Source organism: Acinetobacter sp. 24-47-47, from assembly GCF_057737035.1.
The window spans coordinates 2,741,324-2,760,192 of sequence record NZ_CM173216.1 but is presented as its reverse complement, the minus strand read 5'-3'; the positions used below and the strand labels follow the sequence as shown (position 1 = coordinate 2,760,192).

At 39.4% G+C, this 18,869-nt stretch carries 18 protein-coding genes; 11 read left to right on the top strand and 7 right to left on the bottom strand.

What is annotated here, in order from left to right:
* Window positions 1-7 precede the first annotated feature (7 nt).
* Window positions 8-2,161, bottom strand: coding sequence for a fatty acid oxidation complex subunit alpha FadB (gene fadB, locus AC1M9E_RS12945; RefSeq protein WP_092766638.1), 2,154 nt, complete (start codon window positions 2,159-2,161; stop codon window positions 8-10).
* Between the two features lie 505 nt (window positions 2,162-2,666).
* On the opposite strand from fadB, the gene lpxO reads away from it, so the two are divergent.
* Window positions 2,667-3,581 carry a lipid A hydroxylase LpxO gene (gene lpxO / locus AC1M9E_RS12940; RefSeq protein ID WP_035265982.1) on the top strand — a complete coding sequence of 305 codons (915 nt, stop codon included), beginning with the start codon at window positions 2,667-2,669 and terminating at the stop codon, window positions 3,579-3,581.
* Between the two features lie 129 nt (window positions 3,582-3,710).
* A complete protein-coding gene (locus AC1M9E_RS12935; protein ID WP_488224854.1) occupies window positions 3,711-4,664 on the top strand; it encodes a hypothetical protein in 954 nt (317 codons plus the stop codon).
* 35 nt (window positions 4,665-4,699) lie between these two features.
* Here the strand turns inward: AC1M9E_RS12935 and AC1M9E_RS12930 are convergent, their stop codons facing one another.
* Window positions 4,700-5,746, bottom strand: a complete 1,047-nt coding sequence (locus AC1M9E_RS12930) for an AAA family ATPase (RefSeq protein WP_180028651.1) — start codon at window positions 5,744-5,746, stop codon at window positions 4,700-4,702.
* A 228-nt stretch (window positions 5,747-5,974) separates the two neighbouring features.
* On the opposite strand from AC1M9E_RS12930, the gene uvrC reads away from it, so the two are divergent.
* The 5 genes from uvrC (at window position 5,975) to AC1M9E_RS12905 (ending at window position 10,433) form a co-directional block, all read left to right on the top strand.
* Complete coding sequence (uvrC, locus tag AC1M9E_RS12925) at window positions 5,975-7,774, top strand: excinuclease ABC subunit UvrC (protein WP_180028652.1); 1,800 nt, start codon at window positions 5,975-5,977, stop codon at window positions 7,772-7,774.
* 115 nt (window positions 7,775-7,889) lie between these two features.
* Window positions 7,890-8,684 carry an acyl-CoA thioesterase gene (locus AC1M9E_RS12920; RefSeq protein ID WP_035265992.1) on the top strand — a complete coding sequence of 265 codons (795 nt, stop codon included), beginning with the start codon at window positions 7,890-7,892 and terminating at the stop codon, window positions 8,682-8,684.
* 103 nt (window positions 8,685-8,787) lie between these two features.
* Entirely contained in the window at window positions 8,788-9,375 is a 588-nt protein-coding gene (gene pgsA / locus AC1M9E_RS12915) for a CDP-diacylglycerol--glycerol-3-phosphate 3-phosphatidyltransferase (RefSeq protein ID WP_035265993.1), read from the top strand.
* Between the two features lie 57 nt (window positions 9,376-9,432).
* The gene (locus AC1M9E_RS12910) at window positions 9,433-9,801 is read left to right on the top strand and encodes a T6SS amidase immunity protein Tai4 family protein (RefSeq protein WP_488224853.1); all 369 of its coding nucleotides are present in this window, start codon (window positions 9,433-9,435) and stop codon (window positions 9,799-9,801) included.
* A gap of 98 nt (window positions 9,802-9,899) precedes the next feature.
* The gene (locus tag AC1M9E_RS12905) at window positions 9,900-10,433 is read left to right on the top strand and encodes a DUF4269 domain-containing protein (protein WP_481607252.1); all 534 of its coding nucleotides are present in this window, start codon (window positions 9,900-9,902) and stop codon (window positions 10,431-10,433) included.
* Between the two features lie 3 nt (window positions 10,434-10,436).
* On the opposite strand, the gene AC1M9E_RS12900 is transcribed toward AC1M9E_RS12905, so the two are convergent.
* Window positions 10,437-12,239: an ABC transporter ATP-binding protein gene (locus AC1M9E_RS12900; protein ID WP_481588591.1), complete on the bottom strand. Its 1,803-nt coding sequence runs from the start codon at window positions 12,237-12,239 to the stop codon at window positions 10,437-10,439.
* A gap of 135 nt (window positions 12,240-12,374) precedes the next feature.
* Between AC1M9E_RS12900 and AC1M9E_RS12895 the strand changes: the two genes are divergently transcribed.
* Window positions 12,375-12,998 carry an alpha-ketoglutarate-dependent dioxygenase AlkB family protein gene (locus AC1M9E_RS12895; protein WP_180028657.1) on the top strand — a complete coding sequence of 208 codons (624 nt, stop codon included), beginning with the start codon at window positions 12,375-12,377 and terminating at the stop codon, window positions 12,996-12,998.
* 16 nt (window positions 12,999-13,014) lie between these two features.
* Here the strand turns inward: AC1M9E_RS12895 and ruvX are convergent, their stop codons facing one another.
* The 3 genes from ruvX to recN all read right to left on the bottom strand — a co-directional run bounded on the left by ruvX (window position 13,015) and on the right by recN (window position 15,754).
* A complete protein-coding gene (gene ruvX / locus AC1M9E_RS12890; protein WP_481607254.1) occupies window positions 13,015-13,458 on the bottom strand; it encodes a Holliday junction resolvase RuvX in 444 nt (147 codons plus the stop codon).
* Complete coding sequence (locus tag AC1M9E_RS12885) at window positions 13,451-14,005, bottom strand: YqgE/AlgH family protein (RefSeq protein WP_035266003.1); 555 nt, start codon at window positions 14,003-14,005, stop codon at window positions 13,451-13,453. The genes ruvX and AC1M9E_RS12885 overlap by 8 nt, the downstream gene beginning before the upstream one ends.
* Window positions 14,006-14,086: 81 nt before the next feature.
* Complete coding sequence (gene recN, locus AC1M9E_RS12880; RefSeq protein WP_481607255.1) at window positions 14,087-15,754, bottom strand: DNA repair protein RecN; 1,668 nt, start codon at window positions 15,752-15,754, stop codon at window positions 14,087-14,089.
* Between the two features lie 316 nt (window positions 15,755-16,070).
* Between recN and ppnP the strand changes: the two genes are divergently transcribed.
* From ppnP to AC1M9E_RS12865, 3 genes are all read left to right on the top strand, one after another.
* Entirely contained in the window at window positions 16,071-16,394 is a 324-nt protein-coding gene (gene ppnP, locus AC1M9E_RS12875; RefSeq protein ID WP_092766653.1) for a pyrimidine/purine nucleoside phosphorylase, read from the top strand.
* A 136-nt stretch (window positions 16,395-16,530) separates the two neighbouring features.
* Complete coding sequence (gene rlmB / locus AC1M9E_RS12870) at window positions 16,531-17,277, top strand: 23S rRNA (guanosine(2251)-2'-O)-methyltransferase RlmB (protein WP_035266007.1); 747 nt, start codon at window positions 16,531-16,533, stop codon at window positions 17,275-17,277.
* A 6-nt stretch (window positions 17,278-17,283) separates the two neighbouring features.
* Window positions 17,284-18,210, top strand: coding sequence for a DMT family transporter (locus AC1M9E_RS12865; RefSeq protein WP_092766655.1), 927 nt, complete (start codon window positions 17,284-17,286; stop codon window positions 18,208-18,210).
* Between the two features lie 16 nt (window positions 18,211-18,226).
* On the opposite strand, the gene coaE is transcribed toward AC1M9E_RS12865, so the two are convergent.
* A complete protein-coding gene (gene coaE / locus AC1M9E_RS12860) occupies window positions 18,227-18,829 on the bottom strand; it encodes a dephospho-CoA kinase (protein WP_481607256.1) in 603 nt (200 codons plus the stop codon).
* Window positions 18,830-18,869 lie beyond the last annotated feature (40 nt).

The following is an 18,869-nucleotide window of genomic DNA, read 5'->3' as shown; positions in this document are numbered from 1 at the left end:
TTGCTCCTTAACCGTAGAATTTTTTGTTGTTAGCAGCCATGTCACGCAACATTTGTGGCGCTTCATAAGCCTTACCTAAATGCGCATACTTGTCGCAAAGCGCAACATACTCAGCTACACCAGTTTGATCGATGTAACGGCATGGACCACCACGGAATGGAGGGAAGCCTACACCCATGATCATTGCCATATCTGCTTCGTTTGGTGTTGCAACGATGTTGTCTTCTAAGCAACGAACAGTTTCGTTACAGAAAGCAATCATCATACGGTCAATGATCTCTTGAGAATCAAATTCACGTTTTTCACCAGTCACGACAGAAGCAATCACGTCATACGCTGTTGGATCAACAGTTTTTGCTTTCTTGCCTTTCTTGTCCAATTCATATTTGTAGAAACCAACATCGTTCTTTTGACCAAGACGTTGTGCTTCATACATTGTTTGGATTGAACCTTTGAAATCAGGCTTCATACGGTCAGGGAAACCTTCAGCCATCACTTCTGCACCGTGAACGCCAGTATCAATACCGACAACGTCCATTAAGTATGCAGGACCCATTGGCCAGCCAAATTTTTCCATCACTTTGTCGACTTGTTGGAAGTCAGCGCCGTCTTTAAGAAGAAGGTCAAACGCACCAAAGTAAGGGAACAATACGCGGTTTACAAGGAAGCCCGGGCAGTCATTGACAACGATAGGAGTTTTACCCATTTTTTGAGCGAGTACGACAGTCGTTGCAATCGCTTCAGGTGAAGTTTTTTCACCGCGGATCACTTCAACCAAAGGCATCATATGCACTGGGTTAAAGAAGTGCATCCCTACAAAGTTCTCAGGACGTTCAAGGTTTTCAGCCAAACGCGTGATTGAGATCGTAGAAGTGTTTGATGCAATGATCGTGTTTTCACGTACTTTAGATTCTGTTTCTTTGAGTACGATGCCTTTCACTTTCGGGTTTTCAGTTACCGCTTCGATCACGATATCGACTTCTTTAAACTCATCATAGCTTAATGTCGGACGGATACGTGCAAGCGTTTCACCCATTTGAGCAGGCTTGATTTTCTTACGTTCAACTTGTTTAGTCAGAAGACCGTTTGCTTCTTTCATTCCTAAAGCAAGTTGTGGGTTACCAATATCTTTCATGATAATTGGTGTGCCTTTGCTTGCCGCTTGATAAGCAATACCACCACCCATGATACCTGCACCAAGTACTGCAGCTTGATTTACAGGGTGAGCGCCTTGTTCATATTTTTTCGAAGTTTTCTTCACAACTTGGTCGTTGATGAATAAACCAATCAACGCACCTGCTTGTGGCGTTACCGCTGCTTTTGCAAAGTGTTCAGCTTCTTGGCGAAGTGCACCAGCACGATCTAAGCTTGAGCCCGCTTGCATAGAATCAAGCAATAATTTTGGCGCAGGGTATTGTGCAGGATTAGCTTTCGCAAGTACCACACCTTTAGATGAGTTGAAAGCCATCATTTGTTCTAATGGATTCAACTTAATAGGATCTAATTTTTCTTGACGCTTCGCTTTCCAGTCTAAACGACCTTCGATTGCTTGTTTAACGATAGAGATCGCAGCATCTTGTAATTTATCAGCAGCAACCACCGCATCGACCGCACCATCTTTAAGTGCAGCAGGTGCTTTTTTCGGGTTCGCCATTGCCATCCATTCAACAGCGTTATCGATACCGATAACACGGCTTAGACGAACAGTACCACCGAAACCAGGAATGATCCCAAGTTTAATTTCTGGAAGACCAACTTGTGCTGATTCTGACATCACGCGATAGTCACACACCAAGCACATTTCGAAACCGCCGCCCAATGCCATACCATTGATTGCAGCAACTTTAGGAATATTTAAATCTTCGAATGAATTGAAAATTTCATGAACAGGCATCGCCCAATCTACAATGACTTGTTCGCCTTGCGCAAAGTTTTCACCAAACTCAGTGATGTCTGCACCAACGATAAATGTAGATTTACCAGATGTAACGATAAGACCTTTGATCTCAGCGTTTGATTGAACAGCAGCAATTGCAGCTTTAAAGTCGTCAATTGTTGCGCGGTTGAATTTATTAACCGACTCACCTTGTAAGTCAAAGCGGAATTCTGCAATTCCGTCCGAAAGCATTTGGACGGTAATGGCATTGCCAGCGTGGATCATGCCCTGATCTCCTTTTTTTTGGAGGACTTCTAAGTTGATGTTGTGAAGCAAGTGCGTATTTCCTGCGCACATTAAAGCTTCGCTAATCTTACGATAACTATATCGAAAAAGAACATAACAAGTTGTATCAAGCCGTGACGCAATGGTCATCTATTTATTGCACCAGCATGCGTTATAAAACAGCAGATGCGAATGTAGAGTTTGTTCTTCTTACAATAAAGCGATTGTTTCAATTGGCATTTTATTTAAAAACACTTCAACTTATATCTGGGGTAGGTAGGTAATTTCAAGTTATTTTGCACTTTAAATTTCGTCATAAAAGTCAATAAACTGAAATATAAAGCCATCAAAAGTCTATTTGTAGAACACAATGTTTCGTTGTTTGGGGTAGTCGTTATACAATTTACGTGATTATCTATACATCTAAATTGGAACAATTCATTTCCAATTTAGGTGCAGCATCTCCTCATTTAACCCGCTAACCAAAGATAAACCGAGTCAATCAATGATCAAGTGGATTATTCTCGCGATATTCATCATATCGGCACTGTATATTCAACGTCGTGGAAAAGTACGACATTCGTTCTATCGTCAATTCTTTGATCATTCGACCATTTTGGCACCTATTAATTTTTTGATGTATATGTTCTCTAAGGTGCCAAACCAGCCTTATATCGACACACAGCATTTTAAAGATTTAAAAGTGTTAGATGAAAATTGGGAAATGATTCGTGATGAAGCCAAAGCTTTATATGAGCAGGGTGGGATCAAAGCCTCTGAAAAATATGATGACCTAGGCTTTAATTCATTTTTTAAAACTGGTTGGAAGCGTTTTTATTTAAAATGGTATGACTCTGCACATCCTTCAGCAGCAGAACTGTGCCCTAAAACGACAGCATTGCTTAAAACATTACCGACCATTAAAGCGGCGATGTTTACTGAGCTTGCTCCTGATAGTCGCTTGGTTCGTCATCGTGATCCTTATGCGGGATCTTTACGCTATCATTTAGGGTTGTTGACGCCAAATGATGATCGTTGCTTTATTGATGTAGATGGTCAGCGGTATTCATGGAGAGATGGTGAAAGCGTTGTGTTTGATGAAACCTACATTCATTATGCAGAAAACACGACGGATCAAAATCGTATTATTTTCTTTGCTGATGTAGAGCGCCCTTTAAAGACACGTTGGATGGAACGGTTTAATCATTGGTTTGGTAAAAATGTAATGACTGCGGCAAGTTCACCGAATGAAGCAGGGGATCAAACGGGTGGTCTGAACAAAGCATTTGGTTATATTTATCGCTTGCGTGTGAAAGCAAAAGCACTGAAAGCGAAGAACCGTCAGTTATATTACTTTTTAAAATGGTTCTTGATGTTAGGGATATTCTTCCTGATTTTTATTCGACCTTATGTGTTTTAAGAGCATTCAGATCAAAATGCGCCTCAGGGCGCATTTTTTAATTTTACTTAAAATGATGTAAATTAAAATTGAGAAGTGGTTCAATAAAAGCTATGCTTTTGTGTGTAAAATATACAAAAGAAAATTCAAATGAATTTCAAAAAAACAATATTAGTACTAAGTATTTTACCGTTTTTTTTAAGTGCCTGTGGCGGCGGTGGGTCGGGAGATTCGTATGAATCATCACCGAGTACACAATTTCGAAACGGTGATCAACTCTATTCAATTTACTATAATTCTAATGATCGATTCGGCTTAAATTATATTGAATTTCAAAATGGACAATTTACTTATACGGATAGTTTTAAACCGTTGAATAGTGTGATTGTTACGCGAAATCGTATCTATCAAACCTATGATCAAGCCCAAAATACGCTCAGTGTGAATAGTCCTAGTCATTGGACGATGAATATCATTGGTGACATCCAAACGGATATCGAAATGGAGCGTGTAAACCTATCGGGTAAAAATGTTTTTGATACAGTTTTACCAGGTTATCGCAACATTGATCGAAATGATTTGAGCCCTAATGTGAGATTGTTTATCGCCAAAGATGGTCTTAAAAATTTTTCTTCAGGTAGCTATTGTTATAGAAAGAAAGCAGAACAAAACAGAGTAGATTATTTACAACTCTATCCAAACACGAGTGAACCATTGGAAGAGAGTTTTAACCAATTTTATGAAGATAACTTGCTGTATCTTGATCTTTTAAATGACAAAAATCCAATTGTTAAATTTCAACTCGCTAAAGATCGTTGGATGGGTATGAATTTTAGCAGTATTTTTGACACCAGTATGAAGATTAGTTTAGATGATTCAACAGCCATTGAATTTGAAAGCAAACTATATCCTGCTGAATATCATCAAACTTTGAAGCGTACGACTGATGATGAATATAAACTCTATGAAAAATTGTTAATGAACGATGATGTTGCAGAAAATAGACAGCGTTATCAGTTGTTAATGGCAAATATTGAAAAAGGGTGTACGTATTATAATAAAACGGCAGCAGAATCCTTTGTCACGATTCCTGGTTTAAGATGATTTGTTTAAAAAAAGCCCATAATGGGCTTTTTTTATTAATTGATGATCGTGAGCTGACCGTCTTTGCAATCCAGCTTGAGATGAAGTTGATCTGGATGCTTTAGAAAGTAGATCGCAATAATGGGTTCTAGTTCAGTTCTTATTTTACGTGCTAAATGACGTGCACCAAAGCGGATATCATGACCCTGATAGAAATATGCTTTGGCAAGGTCTGATAAATGAACCTGACGTTTTTGATGTTGCAAACGAATATTGAGTTTTTCCAGTTCAATATCAACCAATTTAGGGAGTGCATCATCTTGAACAGGTTGATAATGAAGGACACGATCAATTCGATTCAGAAATTCGGGATCAAAACTGCGATGCAGTATTTTTTCAATAATGGCTTTCGTGGGTAGGCGTTTTAAACATAGATTTTGAAGTTTTTGCGGTAAAACATTTAATTTATCTAAATATTGTTGTGCTGCGCGTGCTCCTGCATTACTGGTCATAAAGATCATACAATTACGAAAATCAATCGTTTTTGTTCCAGCAGTAAGGGTTAGACGACCTGTATCCAACACATTCATTAAGCCACGAATCACTTCGGGAGAGGCTTTTTCAAGTTCATCAAACAGCATAATGCCAGGACGGGTATGAGAGCCATTAATCGCAGTTTCATCGAATAAACTGTGACCTTCTTTCGAACCGACATATCCAGGCGGAGCGCCTGTTAAAGCGGCTGCATAATGTTCTTGAGCCAGTGTATTCATATCGATACGACAAAATGCATCAGGACGACCATAAATCGCTTCAGCAATCAAACGAACAGTCTCTGTTTTACCAACACCTGTTGGTCCAAGCATCAAGGTGACGGACAAAGGGCGTTCAGGACTTGAAAAGTCAGCTTTGACCACGTGAAGCATTTTTTCGATTTCATCTAAGGCTGGATTTTGCCCAATGATACGATCACGCAATAACTGCATCACTTTGGCTGGTTCAAAATGAAAGCGAGACTTTCCAATGAGTCGATCTTTTTCTGAAGGACTATGGGATGAGAGTGCAGGTTGTATGGCGTGAAAAGCACGATCGGTCGCAGTCATGTTGGCGCATCCATGAATGAATCAGTTGAAAAGCATATCAAACTTGAATTTAACAACTCAGACTTTTTAACAATCAGCTGATTATAAAATCTGCGATCATTGCCCTGAACTGTTGGATCAACAAGGTTTTAAAATCGTCTACCGAAATGCACTTGAAATAGAGCGCGTTACCATCACAATAAGCTCATGCTGTTGCATGAATGACTGACTCTACATTAAAGGCTGCTTGTGAACGAAAACGCACGTGAACACATTGAAAAAATCTTAGCCAATCTTACGACTTTGCCTGGTGTCTATCGCATGTTAGGTAAAGATGGAGAGTTGTTGTATGTGGGAAAAGCGAAGAATTTAAAAAATCGTGTTTCTAGCTATTTTGTTAAAACCATTGAGCATCCCAAAACACAGGCTTTAGTTGCCCGCATTCATGATATTGAAACCATGGTGGTCCGCTCAGAAACGGAAGCATTACTTCTTGAACAAAACTTAATTAAGCTTCATCGACCGCCGTATAACATCATGCTGCGAGATGATAAATCTTACGTCTATATTTTTGTGTCCAGTGATAAGCCTTATCCACGTATTGCAGCAGGTCGTGGTAAGGGGAAACATCAAGCAGGTAAATTTTTTGGACCTTATCCAAGTGCTTATAATGCACGTGATACATTGGTGGTCTTACAAAAATTATTCAATGTCCGCCAATGTGAAAATAGTTATTTTGCGCAACGTAAAAGACCGTGTTTGCAGTATCAAATTAAACGTTGCTCAGCTCCATGTGTGGGTATGATATCACCTGAAGATTATAAAGATGATGTTGATAACTCTATTCGTTTTTTACAAGGGGACACACGTGAGCTTAATCAAGAATTAATTGCCAAAATGGAAGCGGCAGCAGAAGCTCTTGAATTTGAAAAAGCCGTTTTTTATCGTGATCGGATGGCATTATTGCGTGATGTCCAAACGCAACAAGCGATTTATAAAGTCAAAGGTGAAGCAGATATATTGGCGATCGCATACCAAGCGGGGGTAACGTGCGTTCAGATTATGCATGTGCGTAATGGCAAGATGTTGGGAGGAAAAAGTTATTTCCCAGATATGTTGGGCGATGATTTGGGACAAATGCTGGCAGATTTTATCGCGAACTTTTATTTCCAAGTTGCCGATGAGATTCCAACAGAATTAATCGTCAACGTAGAGCTGCCAGACAAGAAAGACATAGAAGAGGCACTACAACAAAATTTTGGCAAAAAAATTCTGATTAAATCAAAAGTTCGAGAAACCCGTGCAGAATGGCTCGAGCTTGCGACCATGAATGTACAGCATGCCATTAAAGGACAACTTGCTAACCATTATGAATTGAATGAACGTTTTCATCAGTTAGAAGAGGTGGTCGGACGTCCAATTGATCGTATCGAATGTTTTGATATATCCCATACGATGGGCGAAGCAACGATCGCTTCTTGTGTTGTCTTTGATAGTGGAGGGGCTCGCAAGCGCGATTACCGTCAGTTTGCTATCGAAGATATCACTGGCGGTGATGATTATGCTGCCATGCGTCAGGCTTTAACACGACGCTATAAGAAAGCAATGCTGCCAGATTTGCTTCTCATCGATGGTGGTAAAGGGCAATTACATATGGCAATGCAGGTCATGCAAGATCTTGGATTGGATGCATTCATGGTGGGGGTTTCAAAAGGGGAAGGGCGTAAGCCTGGTTTGGAAACCTTACATTTCACTGATGGTACAAAGATTCAACTGCCTGAAGACCATAAAGCGCTACATTTAATTCAACAGGTTCGTGATGAGGCGCATCGATTTGCCATTACTAAACATCGTGCCAAGCGCGATAAACGTCGTGGGCAGTCAGTTTTAGAAGCTATTCCAGGGCTAGGACCAAAACGTCGCCGTGATTTATTAACACATTTTGGTGGGATTCAAGGGGTATTAAAAGCCTCTGAAAAGGATCTGAATTTAGTCCCAGGTTTTGGTGCAAATCTCGCTCGGACTGTGTACAAAATCTTGCATGAGTAATCATGCATATCAATTTGCCAAAATGATCATTGACCTGCGAGTCATTGATCATTTACCTCAATCTGAAAATTCAGCATGCTAGCGCGATAAGAAATTTAAAATAAAAGGGTTGCACATGTCATTTGGACAGGTATTTCAAGAAATTGATCAACAAGAATGGGTGGGGATCCCTGAGGGTTGGTTGCAAGGTCGTACCATTTTTGGTGGTTTAACCACGGCGATGATGCTACACAAAGCAACACAAATGATTCATGACCCTCAAAAAAGATTATTGAGCACCAGTGTGGTATTTGTGGGTCCTGTTCAGGAAAAGCCAGTCAAAGTGACAGTGGAAATTTTAAGGCAAGGTAAATCTGTGACTAATATTGAGGCTCGGATTTGGCAGGATGATGCTGTACAGGGAATTCTGCTGGCAAGTTTTGGTTCAGACCGTGAATCAGTTGTGAATATGGATCAAACTCGCACAGCACCACAGTATGATTCGCCTGAAAGTTTAGTTAAGTTGCCTTATCATCCTCTTATGCCGCAATGCTATCAGAACTATGATCTGATTTGGGCTGAAGGGAAATACCCTTGTACGGCTGCTGAAAAGCCCGATTTTGGTGGGTGGTTTCGATATGCAGAATCTAGATTTGAAGCAGGTCCGCTGAGCATGCCTGAATTTATAGCAATGTTAGATATTTGGCCTGCAGGAATTTTTCCTATATTAAAAAAACCAGCACCAGGAAGTTCAATTTCTTGGTATGTGACGCTGTTAGAACCTATTCAAGCTGACCGACGAGATTGGTTTAAATATAAAGTATTTACAGATCATTCTGCGCATGGTTATTCTACTGAATATGCCCATATTTGGGACCATAATGACCGTCTCGTTGCAATTTGTAGACAGACTGTCGCGATTTTTGCCTAGTCGACAGCGGGTAGTGAATCGTTTAAAGTAAGCGGATTAAAGAATCAAAGCTCAAGTTTTTATTGCAAATTTTAGCTGTAATTGGGGCAAACTGGCGGTGTCTATGTCTACAGGTCGCATCCTGAATATACCAAATATCTTGACGCTAGCACGTATTGCGTTAATACCTGTTTTTTTAATTATTGCCTATTGGCCTCCTGCGATTGGTGTGGGTGGGCATGAAGGGGGTATGACGCGTCATATCATTCTGACTGCAATTTTTGTGATTGCTGCTGTCACAGATTGGTTTGATGGTTACTTGGCAAGAACATTGAATCAGACTTCTGCATTCGGACGTTTTTTAGATCCTGTTGCGGATAAATTAATGGTCGCGGCAGCATTGATTGTTTTGGTGCAATGGCAACCTACAATTTCGATGGCTTTTGCTGCGATTGTGATTATTTCACGCGAGATTACCGTTTCTGCTTTACGTGAGTGGATGGCTGAGCTCGGTGCACGTACCAATGTAGCTGTATCTACGGTTGGCAAATATAAAACAGCTTTTCAGATGATTGCTATTTCCGTGTTCTTACTCAATTGGAAACCACTTGAATTAGTTGCATATGGTTTGTTATATACCGCTGTAATTTTAACACTGTGGTCCATGTTTATTTATTTAAGAGCGGCATGGCCATATCTAAAACAACCCTAATGTATTTAAAGCGCCAAAAGGCGCTTTTTTTATTTCGTTGAGAACGTGATTTAAAAAATGAGAAGTAAATTTGCTATTGCTTTGAGTATCTTGTCGAGTTCAAGCATTTATGCGGATGATTTATCAAGGGCACAAGAGTATTTGCATAATGATGGAATCGCGTATTGTCTATCTCATTCCGAGATTTATGCAAATGAAGCAAATATTGCGAGAGGTGGATATTTTCAACTCGGTGAGCATAGCCATGAGGCGGCAAAACAAGTGCAAAATTATATTGATCAAGCGCTCAAAGAAGCGTTAGGCAGCTATCAATATTCAAAAGAGAAAGCATACCTTATGCGTTGTTTGGAAATCTCTTATTCAACGCAGTATCGAAATTATATTAAAACTGTTTATACGTTAGATGTTATCGAAAATCAAAAATAACCTTAATTGCTTAAGCTTTTCTGCTGAGGGTTAAAGTAATTCATATTGGGAGATTCAACCGCTTTAAAGTTGAATCATCTTAGAGATTAAAAATAACAATGAAAAAAATACACTTTCAAAAAGTCATTGATGACTTAAACCTTTTGGAAATACTCAAGCGGTATCAAGTTACAGTGGTCGGTACGCCACCTTTAGGAATTGCAATAGCACAAAGTGATATCGACCACATTTGTAGTTATCCGATTGAGCAAGAGAATCATTTGATTGAAACACTAAAATTATTTCAAACCTATAAGGCATGGTGCATTGAGCGAAGTTATTTTGAACGTGATACTTGGATTTGCCGATTCGAATATTGTGCTTGGTCAATTGAGATATTTTGTTCTACAACACCAATTCATCAGCAGGTGGGATTCCAGCACTTCTACGTTGAACATAGAATATTAGATTTGGCAAATGACCAATTTAAACAGGAAATCATTCGCCTTAAGCAAAAAGATATAAAAACTGAACCTGCATTTGCACAAATATTAGCGCTCGATGGTGATCCTTACACGAAGTTAAGTCAGCTCTATGAAGCAGATGACTGTGTGTTGATTCAACTGCTTCAATGCCAAGGTTACCTAGATTAAACTTTAACTATGGGTTTCCTCATCCCCATCGTCTTCAAAAGTTTTTGCAATTTTTTCGATATTCAAACTTTTAGCCATCGCATCAAAAATTTGTTTATATACACCGTCTTGATGGTAAAGAGCATCATGTTCTCCATGCTCGGCAATTTCGCCTTCTTTCATGACATAGGTGTAATCCGCATCAATAATTTGCGACAGGCTGTGCGAGATAATAATGACAGTACGTCCTTGTTTAATCTCATCAAGGCTTTGTTTAATTTGTTCCGAAGCAATGGCATCCAAACTCGCTGTCGGTTCATCTAAAAAGATAATCGGTGGATTTTTCAAGAACATACGAGCAATCGCAATACGCTGTTGTTGTCCTCCAGAGAGTTGCAATGCATCGGAATGATAGCCATCTGGAAGTTGTAAAATTTGCTCATGAATGGATGCTTTTTTAGCAGCAATGATCACGTCTTCTTCAGTAGCATCTGTTTTACCATAGCGAATATTTTCAAGAATAGTCCCTTGGAAAATATGATTTTTTTGTAGGACTAATCCAATATGATCTCTCAAATATTGTGTATCAATTTGATTGAGATCGATGCCATCGAGTTCGATACACCCCTGATTAGGTTCATAAAATTTATCTAAAAGACTGATTAAGGTTGATTTTCCCGCACCTGATAAGCCAACTAATGCAGTAATTTTATTGGGTCGAATCTCCATATTGATATTCTTTAGTGCGTGGTGACCATTTGGATAAAAGAATTCAACATTTTTCAGCGTAAATTTTCCTTGAATTTGCGGTTTGAGTTGACCTGTAGGCTCAATTTGATCATCTGCTTCTAAAATTTTAAAGAAGCTTTCTGAATAGATCATGGCATCATTCACTTCATCATATATACGATGTAAGGAGCGAATTGGCGCGGATACATTATTGAACAACAGTACATGAAACATGATCATACCGATGCTCATCTGACCATCAAGCACAAAATACGCAGTTAGGATGATGATTAAAACAATACCTATTTGTTCAATAAAGGTTTTTAACCCATCAAATAAAAAGCTGACTTGACGGGTTTGCATTTGATTATCTGTGAGTTCTTTTTGTAGTTTGAGTTGTTTGGTTGATTCTATTGACTCGCGGTTGAAAGATTTGATAACCGTAATTGAATTAATAATTCCGAGGATACCTTGGCTTTTCTTTTCTCGACCATCACGTAAATTTCGACGCCAGCCTCCGAGTTTTTGTGCTTGTTTATAAGTTAACCAGAAGTAGATTGGAACGATAGTGGTCGCCACCAAGCCAACATAAAAGTTGGCGTAGTACATTAATCCTAAAGCCACGATCGCACTGGTAAATAACGGCAAAATGTCAATAAAGAATATTTGAACTAGACGAGTCAGAGAGCCAATACCACGATCGATTCGTGTTTGTAATTTTCCCGCCTGATTATTCTCTTCGTTGAAAAAAGCTAATCTATAGGTCAGAAATTTTTCAATGATGCCTTGTGCTAAATCTTGTGAAATAAAAATTCTAAGTTTTTCACCATAAAACTTTTGTCCGAATTGGACAAAAGCATTAATCACTTCTTTACCCAATAATATCGCTGTAATGGTAATCAGGATATTCCAGCCTTCGGCTAAGCCAAAGCCATTCTCAACCAGCGCATTAATTTCATCAACCGCATACTGCAAAGTGAGTGCATTCACTTGAGCTGTGAATGAGCCGATGAGCGTAAGAAAGAGAGTGGCAATCACTAAAAAGCGATAAGGTCGAACGAAAGGTTTAAGTTTTAGAAAAAGTTGCCATAAATTCATAAGCGATTGTTTTTATTGTCTAGATTTATGCCAGTCTAAGCTTGATTGTCCAGTGTCACAAGCGTTCACAATGTTTCAATTTGTCAGTTGAAATATTCAGCTAATATACGGTTATATTTTCATGGCAAATTGGTTATGAACTTTGAGCTGTTTGCACCCGAACCCAATTCAAATCTCCTACCTTGTGATGGGATTGTAGAAGATTACGGCCTTATACTTACTCATGCTGAATCACAGGATTATTTCGATTATTTTTTAGAAGGTTTGGCTTGGAAACAGGATGAAGTGATTTTATACGGCCAATATTTTAAGACGGGTCGTAAAGTCGTATGGTATGGTGACCAAAACTATCAATATCACTATTCAGGAATGGATAAACAAGCACAGATTTGGGATTTGAAATTATTAGCACTCAAGCAAAAAATTGAACTTATAACAGGAGTTCAATTTAATTCTTGTTTGGCCAATTTGTATGAAGATGGAACTCAAGGTGTAGGATGGCACAGTGATGATGAGGCTGCATTAAGAGATCCTGAACATGGCGAGACCGTCATTGCCTCACTGAGTCTCGGTGCAACCCGAAAATTTAGATTTAAACATCGTGATAAAATTCATACTGCGGAAATGTATCTACAATCAGGACAGTTGATTGTGATGAAAGGTCAAACACAGCGTTTTTGGAAACACACTTTAGCGAAATCAACCAAAGTATTAGAGCCTAGAATCAATTTAACCTTTCGCTATTTTTATCCTAGATGAAATGGCAAGTATTCTTTTAAGGTTGAATACCTTGAGGATTACGATACCAACTTTCAATAAATAAAGCGGCTGCCAAGCTGTCTGCGGACAACTTTTTTCCACGCCCTTGCACCTGATAATGATCGAGTTCATCACGCGCTTCGCGAGTTGTTAATCGCTCATCCACCATCCATGTTTCTATATTGGTTTGGTGTCTTAAACGACGGGCAAATTTACGTGCTCGTGTTGATAGTTCCGATTCGCTATCATCCATATTCAGTGGTAGCCCGACTAAAAACAGATTTGGAGAATGCTGTTTTACAATTTTGAGAAGATCATCCCAATTGGGAATGCCATCTTTCATCGGTAAAAGTGAAAGTGGGGTAGCACTTTCAATAATAGACGATCCTACAGCCATTCCTGTTTTTTGTGTGCCAAAGTCAAAGGCCATAATGAGTTGAGCGGTAGTTGAATCAGGCATGTCCAATCTCAGATGAAAGCCATGTACGATCGACCCCCATTTTTCTATAGGCAGCGTCCCAGCGATCGTCATAGGGTAAGTTAAAAATCAAATCCATATCAGAGTCACAAATGAGCCAGTCACCTCGAGCGATTTCTTGCTCCAACTGGTTTTTACTCCAACTTGCATAGCCTAAAGCAATTTGATAGCGACCAACACCTTCATTGTGTGCGATTGCATCAAGAATATCCTTTGAAGTTGTTAAACAAAGGTTTTCACCTACAGCGATGGACGCATGCCAAGTAGGTTGACCTGTATGAAGTACAAAACCCGCTTCTGGTCGTAAAGGACCACCTTGTAAGACATCATGTGGGTGAACATGATCTGCAACGATATCAAGATCTGTTAAGAGTTCTTTAACCTGAATCCCAGCTGGACGATTGATCATAATTCCCTGCGCACCTTCATGATCATGACGCGCGATATAGACCACACTATTTGCGAAGAAATCATCTGCTAAATCAGGTGGGGCAATCAGGCAACGGTGCGTTAGAAATTGTTTACTCACCTAATGGCTTCTCCTATGTTTGAGTATCACTTTACTTCAACATACTAGACTTATGGGTTTTCAACAATCCTTTTAAAATAATCAAGATGTGCTGGTCTGAAACTTTAATTGTCTTAATTGTTTTGCATGTTGAAGGGTGGTCTCGCTAATTTCGACACCACCAGTCATGCGAGCAAGCTCTAATATCCGTTGATCTTCATCAAGCTCAACGATAGTGCTGCTAGCAGGGTCTGTTTGCAGTTTTTTCACTAACAAATGTTGGTCCGATTGCGCTGCAACTTGGGCTTGATGTGTAATACATAGAATTTGAACATGTTGACCTAATCCAGCCAATAAGCGACCGACAATCTCAGCTGTTCCACCACTGATACCTACATCAATTTCGTCAAAAACGAGTACTTCAGCTTCGGTTTTCTCTGCATTCATGACTTGCATGACCAATGCAATACGTGACAATTCACCACCAGACGCAACCTTCGCAAGCGGTTGAGGTGGGATCCCTTTGTTTGCTGTGAACAATAATTGAATAAAACTAAACCCTTCAGATGAAGGTTGCTCCAGAGGATCAAAACGGAATTCAAAATGAGCTTCTGGTAAAGCCAGTTGCTTGACTTGTTCTGTTAAGAGTTTGGCTAAGGGTTCTGCTGCTTTACGACGGATATCATCTAGATATTGAGCTTTCTCTATAAACTGTTGATGTGAAATTTCAACTTGCTCAGCCAAAGTCTCTGGATCTTCAAGCTGATGTAATTGTTCTAGCTCTGCCTGCCAATGTTCGTATTCTGATTTTAAATCTTCGGGTTGTACTCGATATTTGCGCGCTAAACGATGGAATATTTCCAGTTGTGTGTTTAACTCTTCCATTCGTTCAGGATCAAAACTCTGACGGTCAATGAATTGTTTTAAATTCGCACTGGCATCATCGAGTTCACTTTGCGCATTTAATAATGAGTTATAAATTTCAGAGAGTAAATCACTACGACCTGCATGAGATTCAAGCTTGCGAATAATACTTGAAATTTCCTGAGTGATATTTTGATCAGACTCATCTAAAACGTTGATTGCATAACTACAATCTTGCATGATGTGTTCATGATGACTTAAGCGATCGAACTCTTGTTCAATTTCTTTATAGTCAAGTCGAACCACTTCTTCTAATTCTTCTAATTGAAGATTAATTGTCTCAATGCGTTGAAGGCGGGTGGTCTGTGCATCAAGCGCAGCTTGATGCTGTCGGATATTTTTTTGCCATGCGTTATAACTGTCTTTGACAGCAAGCGTATGTTGACCAAAGTTGCTGTAACGATCTAACCAATGTTTTGGATAGGGCGGTTCTAACAATTGTTGCTGACTATGTTGGCTGTAAAGTTGGACTAAGAGTCTGCCAATTTCCTTTAATTCTGACAGACTACTTGGACGTCCATTGATCCAAGCTTTACTACGACCTGTAGCAAAGATTACCCGTCTTAGGTGAATTTCACCCGATTCATCTGCCAGCTCATGAGTGCTTAACCATTCAGCTTCAGGACTTTGATCTTGATAACTAAATACGGCTGTAACATCAGCCTTATCTGAACCATAACGAACGTAATTCGTATCAGTACGCTCGCCTAAACACGCTGATAATGCATCGAGTAATAAAGATTTACCTGCACCAGTTTCACCCGTAAGAACATTGAAACCTTGATCAATATCAATGGCTAAGTTATCGGCTAAAGCAAAGTTGATCAGATTAAGGTGTGTCAGCATAAACGCATCCGAGCTGCGAAAGTGTGGATTCTAAGATAGAGAAATTTTGTTTTAGTCTCAAGTCACGACATTTGAATATGAGAACTTTTAGTTTGCATTTTAACTGAAATTAGGTTGATTACTAGTGACTGAATATATTCTTTTACCTGTGTACAAAAGATATATAGAAGAAATCAAAAAAATCTTTAAATTTCATCAATAGGGAACAAAAGTTGCTTATAAAAACCATTGCAAAACACTGATTGATTAGTTGCTCGAGCGCAATTAAACTACGGCAATTAAAATTTATAAAATGCGCATTATTTGGAGAATACGCATGTCATCACAATTTGATCATGTATCTGTTGTAAAAAAATCAAATGTTTATTTTGGCGGGACGTGTATTAGCCACACTGTTCAATTTGAAGACGGTACGAAAAAAACACTTGGGGTTATTCTACCGACGGAACAACCGCTTACTTTTGAAACACATGTACCAGAGCGTATGGAAATTATTTCTGGTGAATGTCGTGTCACAATTGCAGACAATGAAGAACATGAGCTTTTCCGTGCAGGGCAGTCGTTTTACGTGCCTGGTGAGAGCCGTTTCAAAATCGAAACAGATGACGTATTAGACTACGTTTGTCATTTCGAAGGTTAATTACCAAAAAAAAATTTGACCAACATTCAATGGTCAAATCGGTTAAACTATTCGCTATATAAAATCCTGTAAAGTTGGCTTTGCGGGATTTTTCTTTTCTATATTATTGTATTGTCTTAGTGAGTTGAGGTCGTTCATGGCTAAACCCGAATATTATTATGGCGTTCATTCTGTGGAGTCATTGTTGGAGTTAGAACCTGAACGCGTTTTGACTCTATTTGCACTAAAAGGTCGTGAAGATCAACGTTTAAAACGTATTTTTGAGTTGGCTGAACCTTTCGGAATTAGTATTCAAAAAGCGAGCCGAGACAGCCTTGAAAAACTGGCTGGACAACCTTTTCATCAAGGTGTCGTTGCTGCAGTTCGTCCTCATCCAACGCTGAATGAAAATGATCTTGAGCAATTAATCAAAAGTACAGACAATGTTTTTTTACTGGCGCTTGACCAAGTGACGGACCCGCATAATTTGGGTGCGTGTATTCGAACTGCGGCAGCCATGGGCGTACACGCGGTTGTTGTTCCTCGTGATCGTTCTGCGAGCTTAACACCAACGGCTCGTAAGGTTGCTGCTGGTGGTGCAGAGAAAGTTAAATTTATCCAAGTGACGAATTTGGCTCGTACTTTAGCTAAAATCAAAGATGATTTTAATGTTCGAGTGATTGGCACGATGTTAGATGAGCATGCTCTACCTATTCACGAATGTGATTTGACTGGTCCTGTCGCAGTGATTATGGGTGCTGAAGATACTGGTTTAAGACCGATTACTCAGGCGCAATGCGATCACAAAGTTTATATTCCAATGAGTGGCAATTTACAAAGTTTGAATGTGAGTGTGGCGACAGGCATGGCACTTTACGAAGCGTGTAGACAACGTCAAGCCTAATTTGAGATGGCACTTTCAGATCGAGCCCAAGGCTATTTTTTTCTTATTACTACCATGTGCATCTGGGGGGGATTTACCCTCACTGCACGATTAAATGCGCTATGGCACATCAATACGTGGGACATTGTGGCACTGCGTTTTTCACTGGCTTTTTTGATCTTAATGCCGATTTTACTTTATCGTAGAGAAGCCTCTTTTTTACTTAAAAAAGAACCATTTATTTTGGCAATGATTGGTGGTGTGATCTATTGTTTGTTGGCTTATAGCGCATTTCACTATGCACCGACTGCGCATGCTGCAATTTTTCTCAATGGTTGTATTCCTATTTGTACTGCCATCGTGGCTTTTATATTGATGAAACAGGCTTTTGATCGTCATACATGGGCAAGTTTGCTCATTATGATCACCGTGCTCGGTATTATGAGTCTCCTGATGTATCGTGAATCAGGCATTCCTTTTGGTGCTGGTGATGGATTATTCTTCTTGAGCGCCATTTTTTGGGCAATATTTACCGTATTACTGCGTAAATTCCAACTGAGTGCATGGCAGGCGATGTGTGGAGTTGCCATCTGGTCAGCCGTGATTTATGTACCCATTTACGTGTTATTTTTACCCAAAGATCTTAGTACTCCTGAGCCTCAGCATTTACTGTTTCAGACAATATTTCATGGCATATTTGTGGTCATTATTGCAACTTTAACTTATGTGGAAGCGATTAAAAGACTCGGGGCTTTTAAAGCAGGGAGCATTACCAATTTAGCGCCTTTTTTAGCTGCAATTTTGGCAGTGCCTTTGTTAAATGAACCTTTAAGTATTGCGATGTTATTTGGGTTGTTGGGTATGGCGATAGGCGCATTACAACCATGGCGATGGCTGGGTCGCCAAGATGCACTAAGCCAAAAACTTGAGCAACAAAAAAAGCAGTCTTCTTAGACTGCTTTTTTAAAATCTAAGCTTGTTGTGCAATATCGAGATAATATTGGTGTTTTACTGCGAGTTGTTGATAGAGATGATCAAGTTCACCATCATTAATAACAACATCGTCTGCACGTTTTAATTTTTCTTCACGAGACATTTGCGCACTCATTATTTTTTTAATTTGCTCAATGTCTTGATGATCACGTTGCGAAGCACGCAAGATTTGTAATTCTGTGGATGCATCGATCAGTAAAGTACGTTGAGTAAGTTGGTGTTGATTGGTTTCAAATAAGAGTGGGGAAACTAAAATGGCATAAGGACTGGTCGCCCGTTGTAGTTGTTCAATAATCGATAGGCGAATTGCAGGATGCGTAATATTTTCTAATATCTTTCTAGCTTCAGGATGTTTAAAAATATGGTCTCTTAACGCTCTGCGGTCGAGTGCGCCATCTTCCAATAGCACCCAATCCCCAAAATGATCTTTAATTTTTTGTAGTGCAGGTTTTCCAATTTCAACCACTTCACGTGCTACGATATCTGCATCAACAACAGTAATACCTTGTGTTTCAAACCACTGACTTGCAGCAGTTTTTCCACTTCCAATACCACCTGTTAAGCCCAAAATAAAGCGCATGTAAAAAACCTTGTAATTATCATAATGGGGCTTATTTTAG

Excerpts from the sequence above, each read along its gene's own strand:
- pgsA (WP_035265993.1), top strand. The coding sequence starts at position 8,788 with ATGTCTACAGGTCGCATCCTGAATATACCAAATATCTTGACGCTAGCA.
- coaE (WP_481607256.1), bottom strand. The coding sequence starts at position 18,829 with ATGCGCTTTATTTTGGGCTTAACAGGTGGTATTGGAAGTGGAAAAACT.
- AC1M9E_RS12930 (WP_180028651.1), bottom strand. The coding sequence starts at position 5,746 with ATGACTGCGACCGATCGTGCTTTTCACGCCATACAACCTGCACTCTCA.
- lpxO (WP_035265982.1), top strand. The coding sequence starts at position 2,667 with ATGATCAAGTGGATTATTCTCGCGATATTCATCATATCGGCACTGTAT.
- ppnP (WP_092766653.1), top strand. The coding sequence starts at position 16,071 with ATGTCATCACAATTTGATCATGTATCTGTTGTAAAAAAATCAAATGTT.
- rlmB (WP_035266007.1), top strand. The coding sequence starts at position 16,531 with ATGGCTAAACCCGAATATTATTATGGCGTTCATTCTGTGGAGTCATTG.
- recN (WP_481607255.1), bottom strand. The coding sequence starts at position 15,754 with ATGCTGACACACCTTAATCTGATCAACTTTGCTTTAGCCGATAACTTA.
- fadB (WP_092766638.1), bottom strand. The coding sequence starts at position 2,161 with ATGATCCACGCTGGCAATGCCATTACCGTCCAAATGCTTTCGGACGGA.
- ruvX (WP_481607254.1), bottom strand. The coding sequence starts at position 13,458 with ATGCCTGATTCAACTACCGCTCAACTCATTATGGCCTTTGACTTTGGC.
- AC1M9E_RS12900 (WP_481588591.1), bottom strand. The coding sequence starts at position 12,239 with ATGAATTTATGGCAACTTTTTCTAAAACTTAAACCTTTCGTTCGACCT.
- AC1M9E_RS12920 (WP_035265992.1), top strand. The coding sequence starts at position 7,890 with ATGTCATTTGGACAGGTATTTCAAGAAATTGATCAACAAGAATGGGTG.
- AC1M9E_RS12935 (WP_488224854.1), top strand. The coding sequence starts at position 3,711 with ATGAATTTCAAAAAAACAATATTAGTACTAAGTATTTTACCGTTTTTT.
- AC1M9E_RS12905 (WP_481607252.1), top strand. The coding sequence starts at position 9,900 with ATGAAAAAAATACACTTTCAAAAAGTCATTGATGACTTAAACCTTTTG.
- AC1M9E_RS12910 (WP_488224853.1), top strand. The coding sequence starts at position 9,433 with ATGAGAAGTAAATTTGCTATTGCTTTGAGTATCTTGTCGAGTTCAAGC.
- AC1M9E_RS12865 (WP_092766655.1), top strand. The coding sequence starts at position 17,284 with ATGGCACTTTCAGATCGAGCCCAAGGCTATTTTTTTCTTATTACTACC.
- AC1M9E_RS12895 (WP_180028657.1), top strand. The coding sequence starts at position 12,375 with ATGAACTTTGAGCTGTTTGCACCCGAACCCAATTCAAATCTCCTACCT.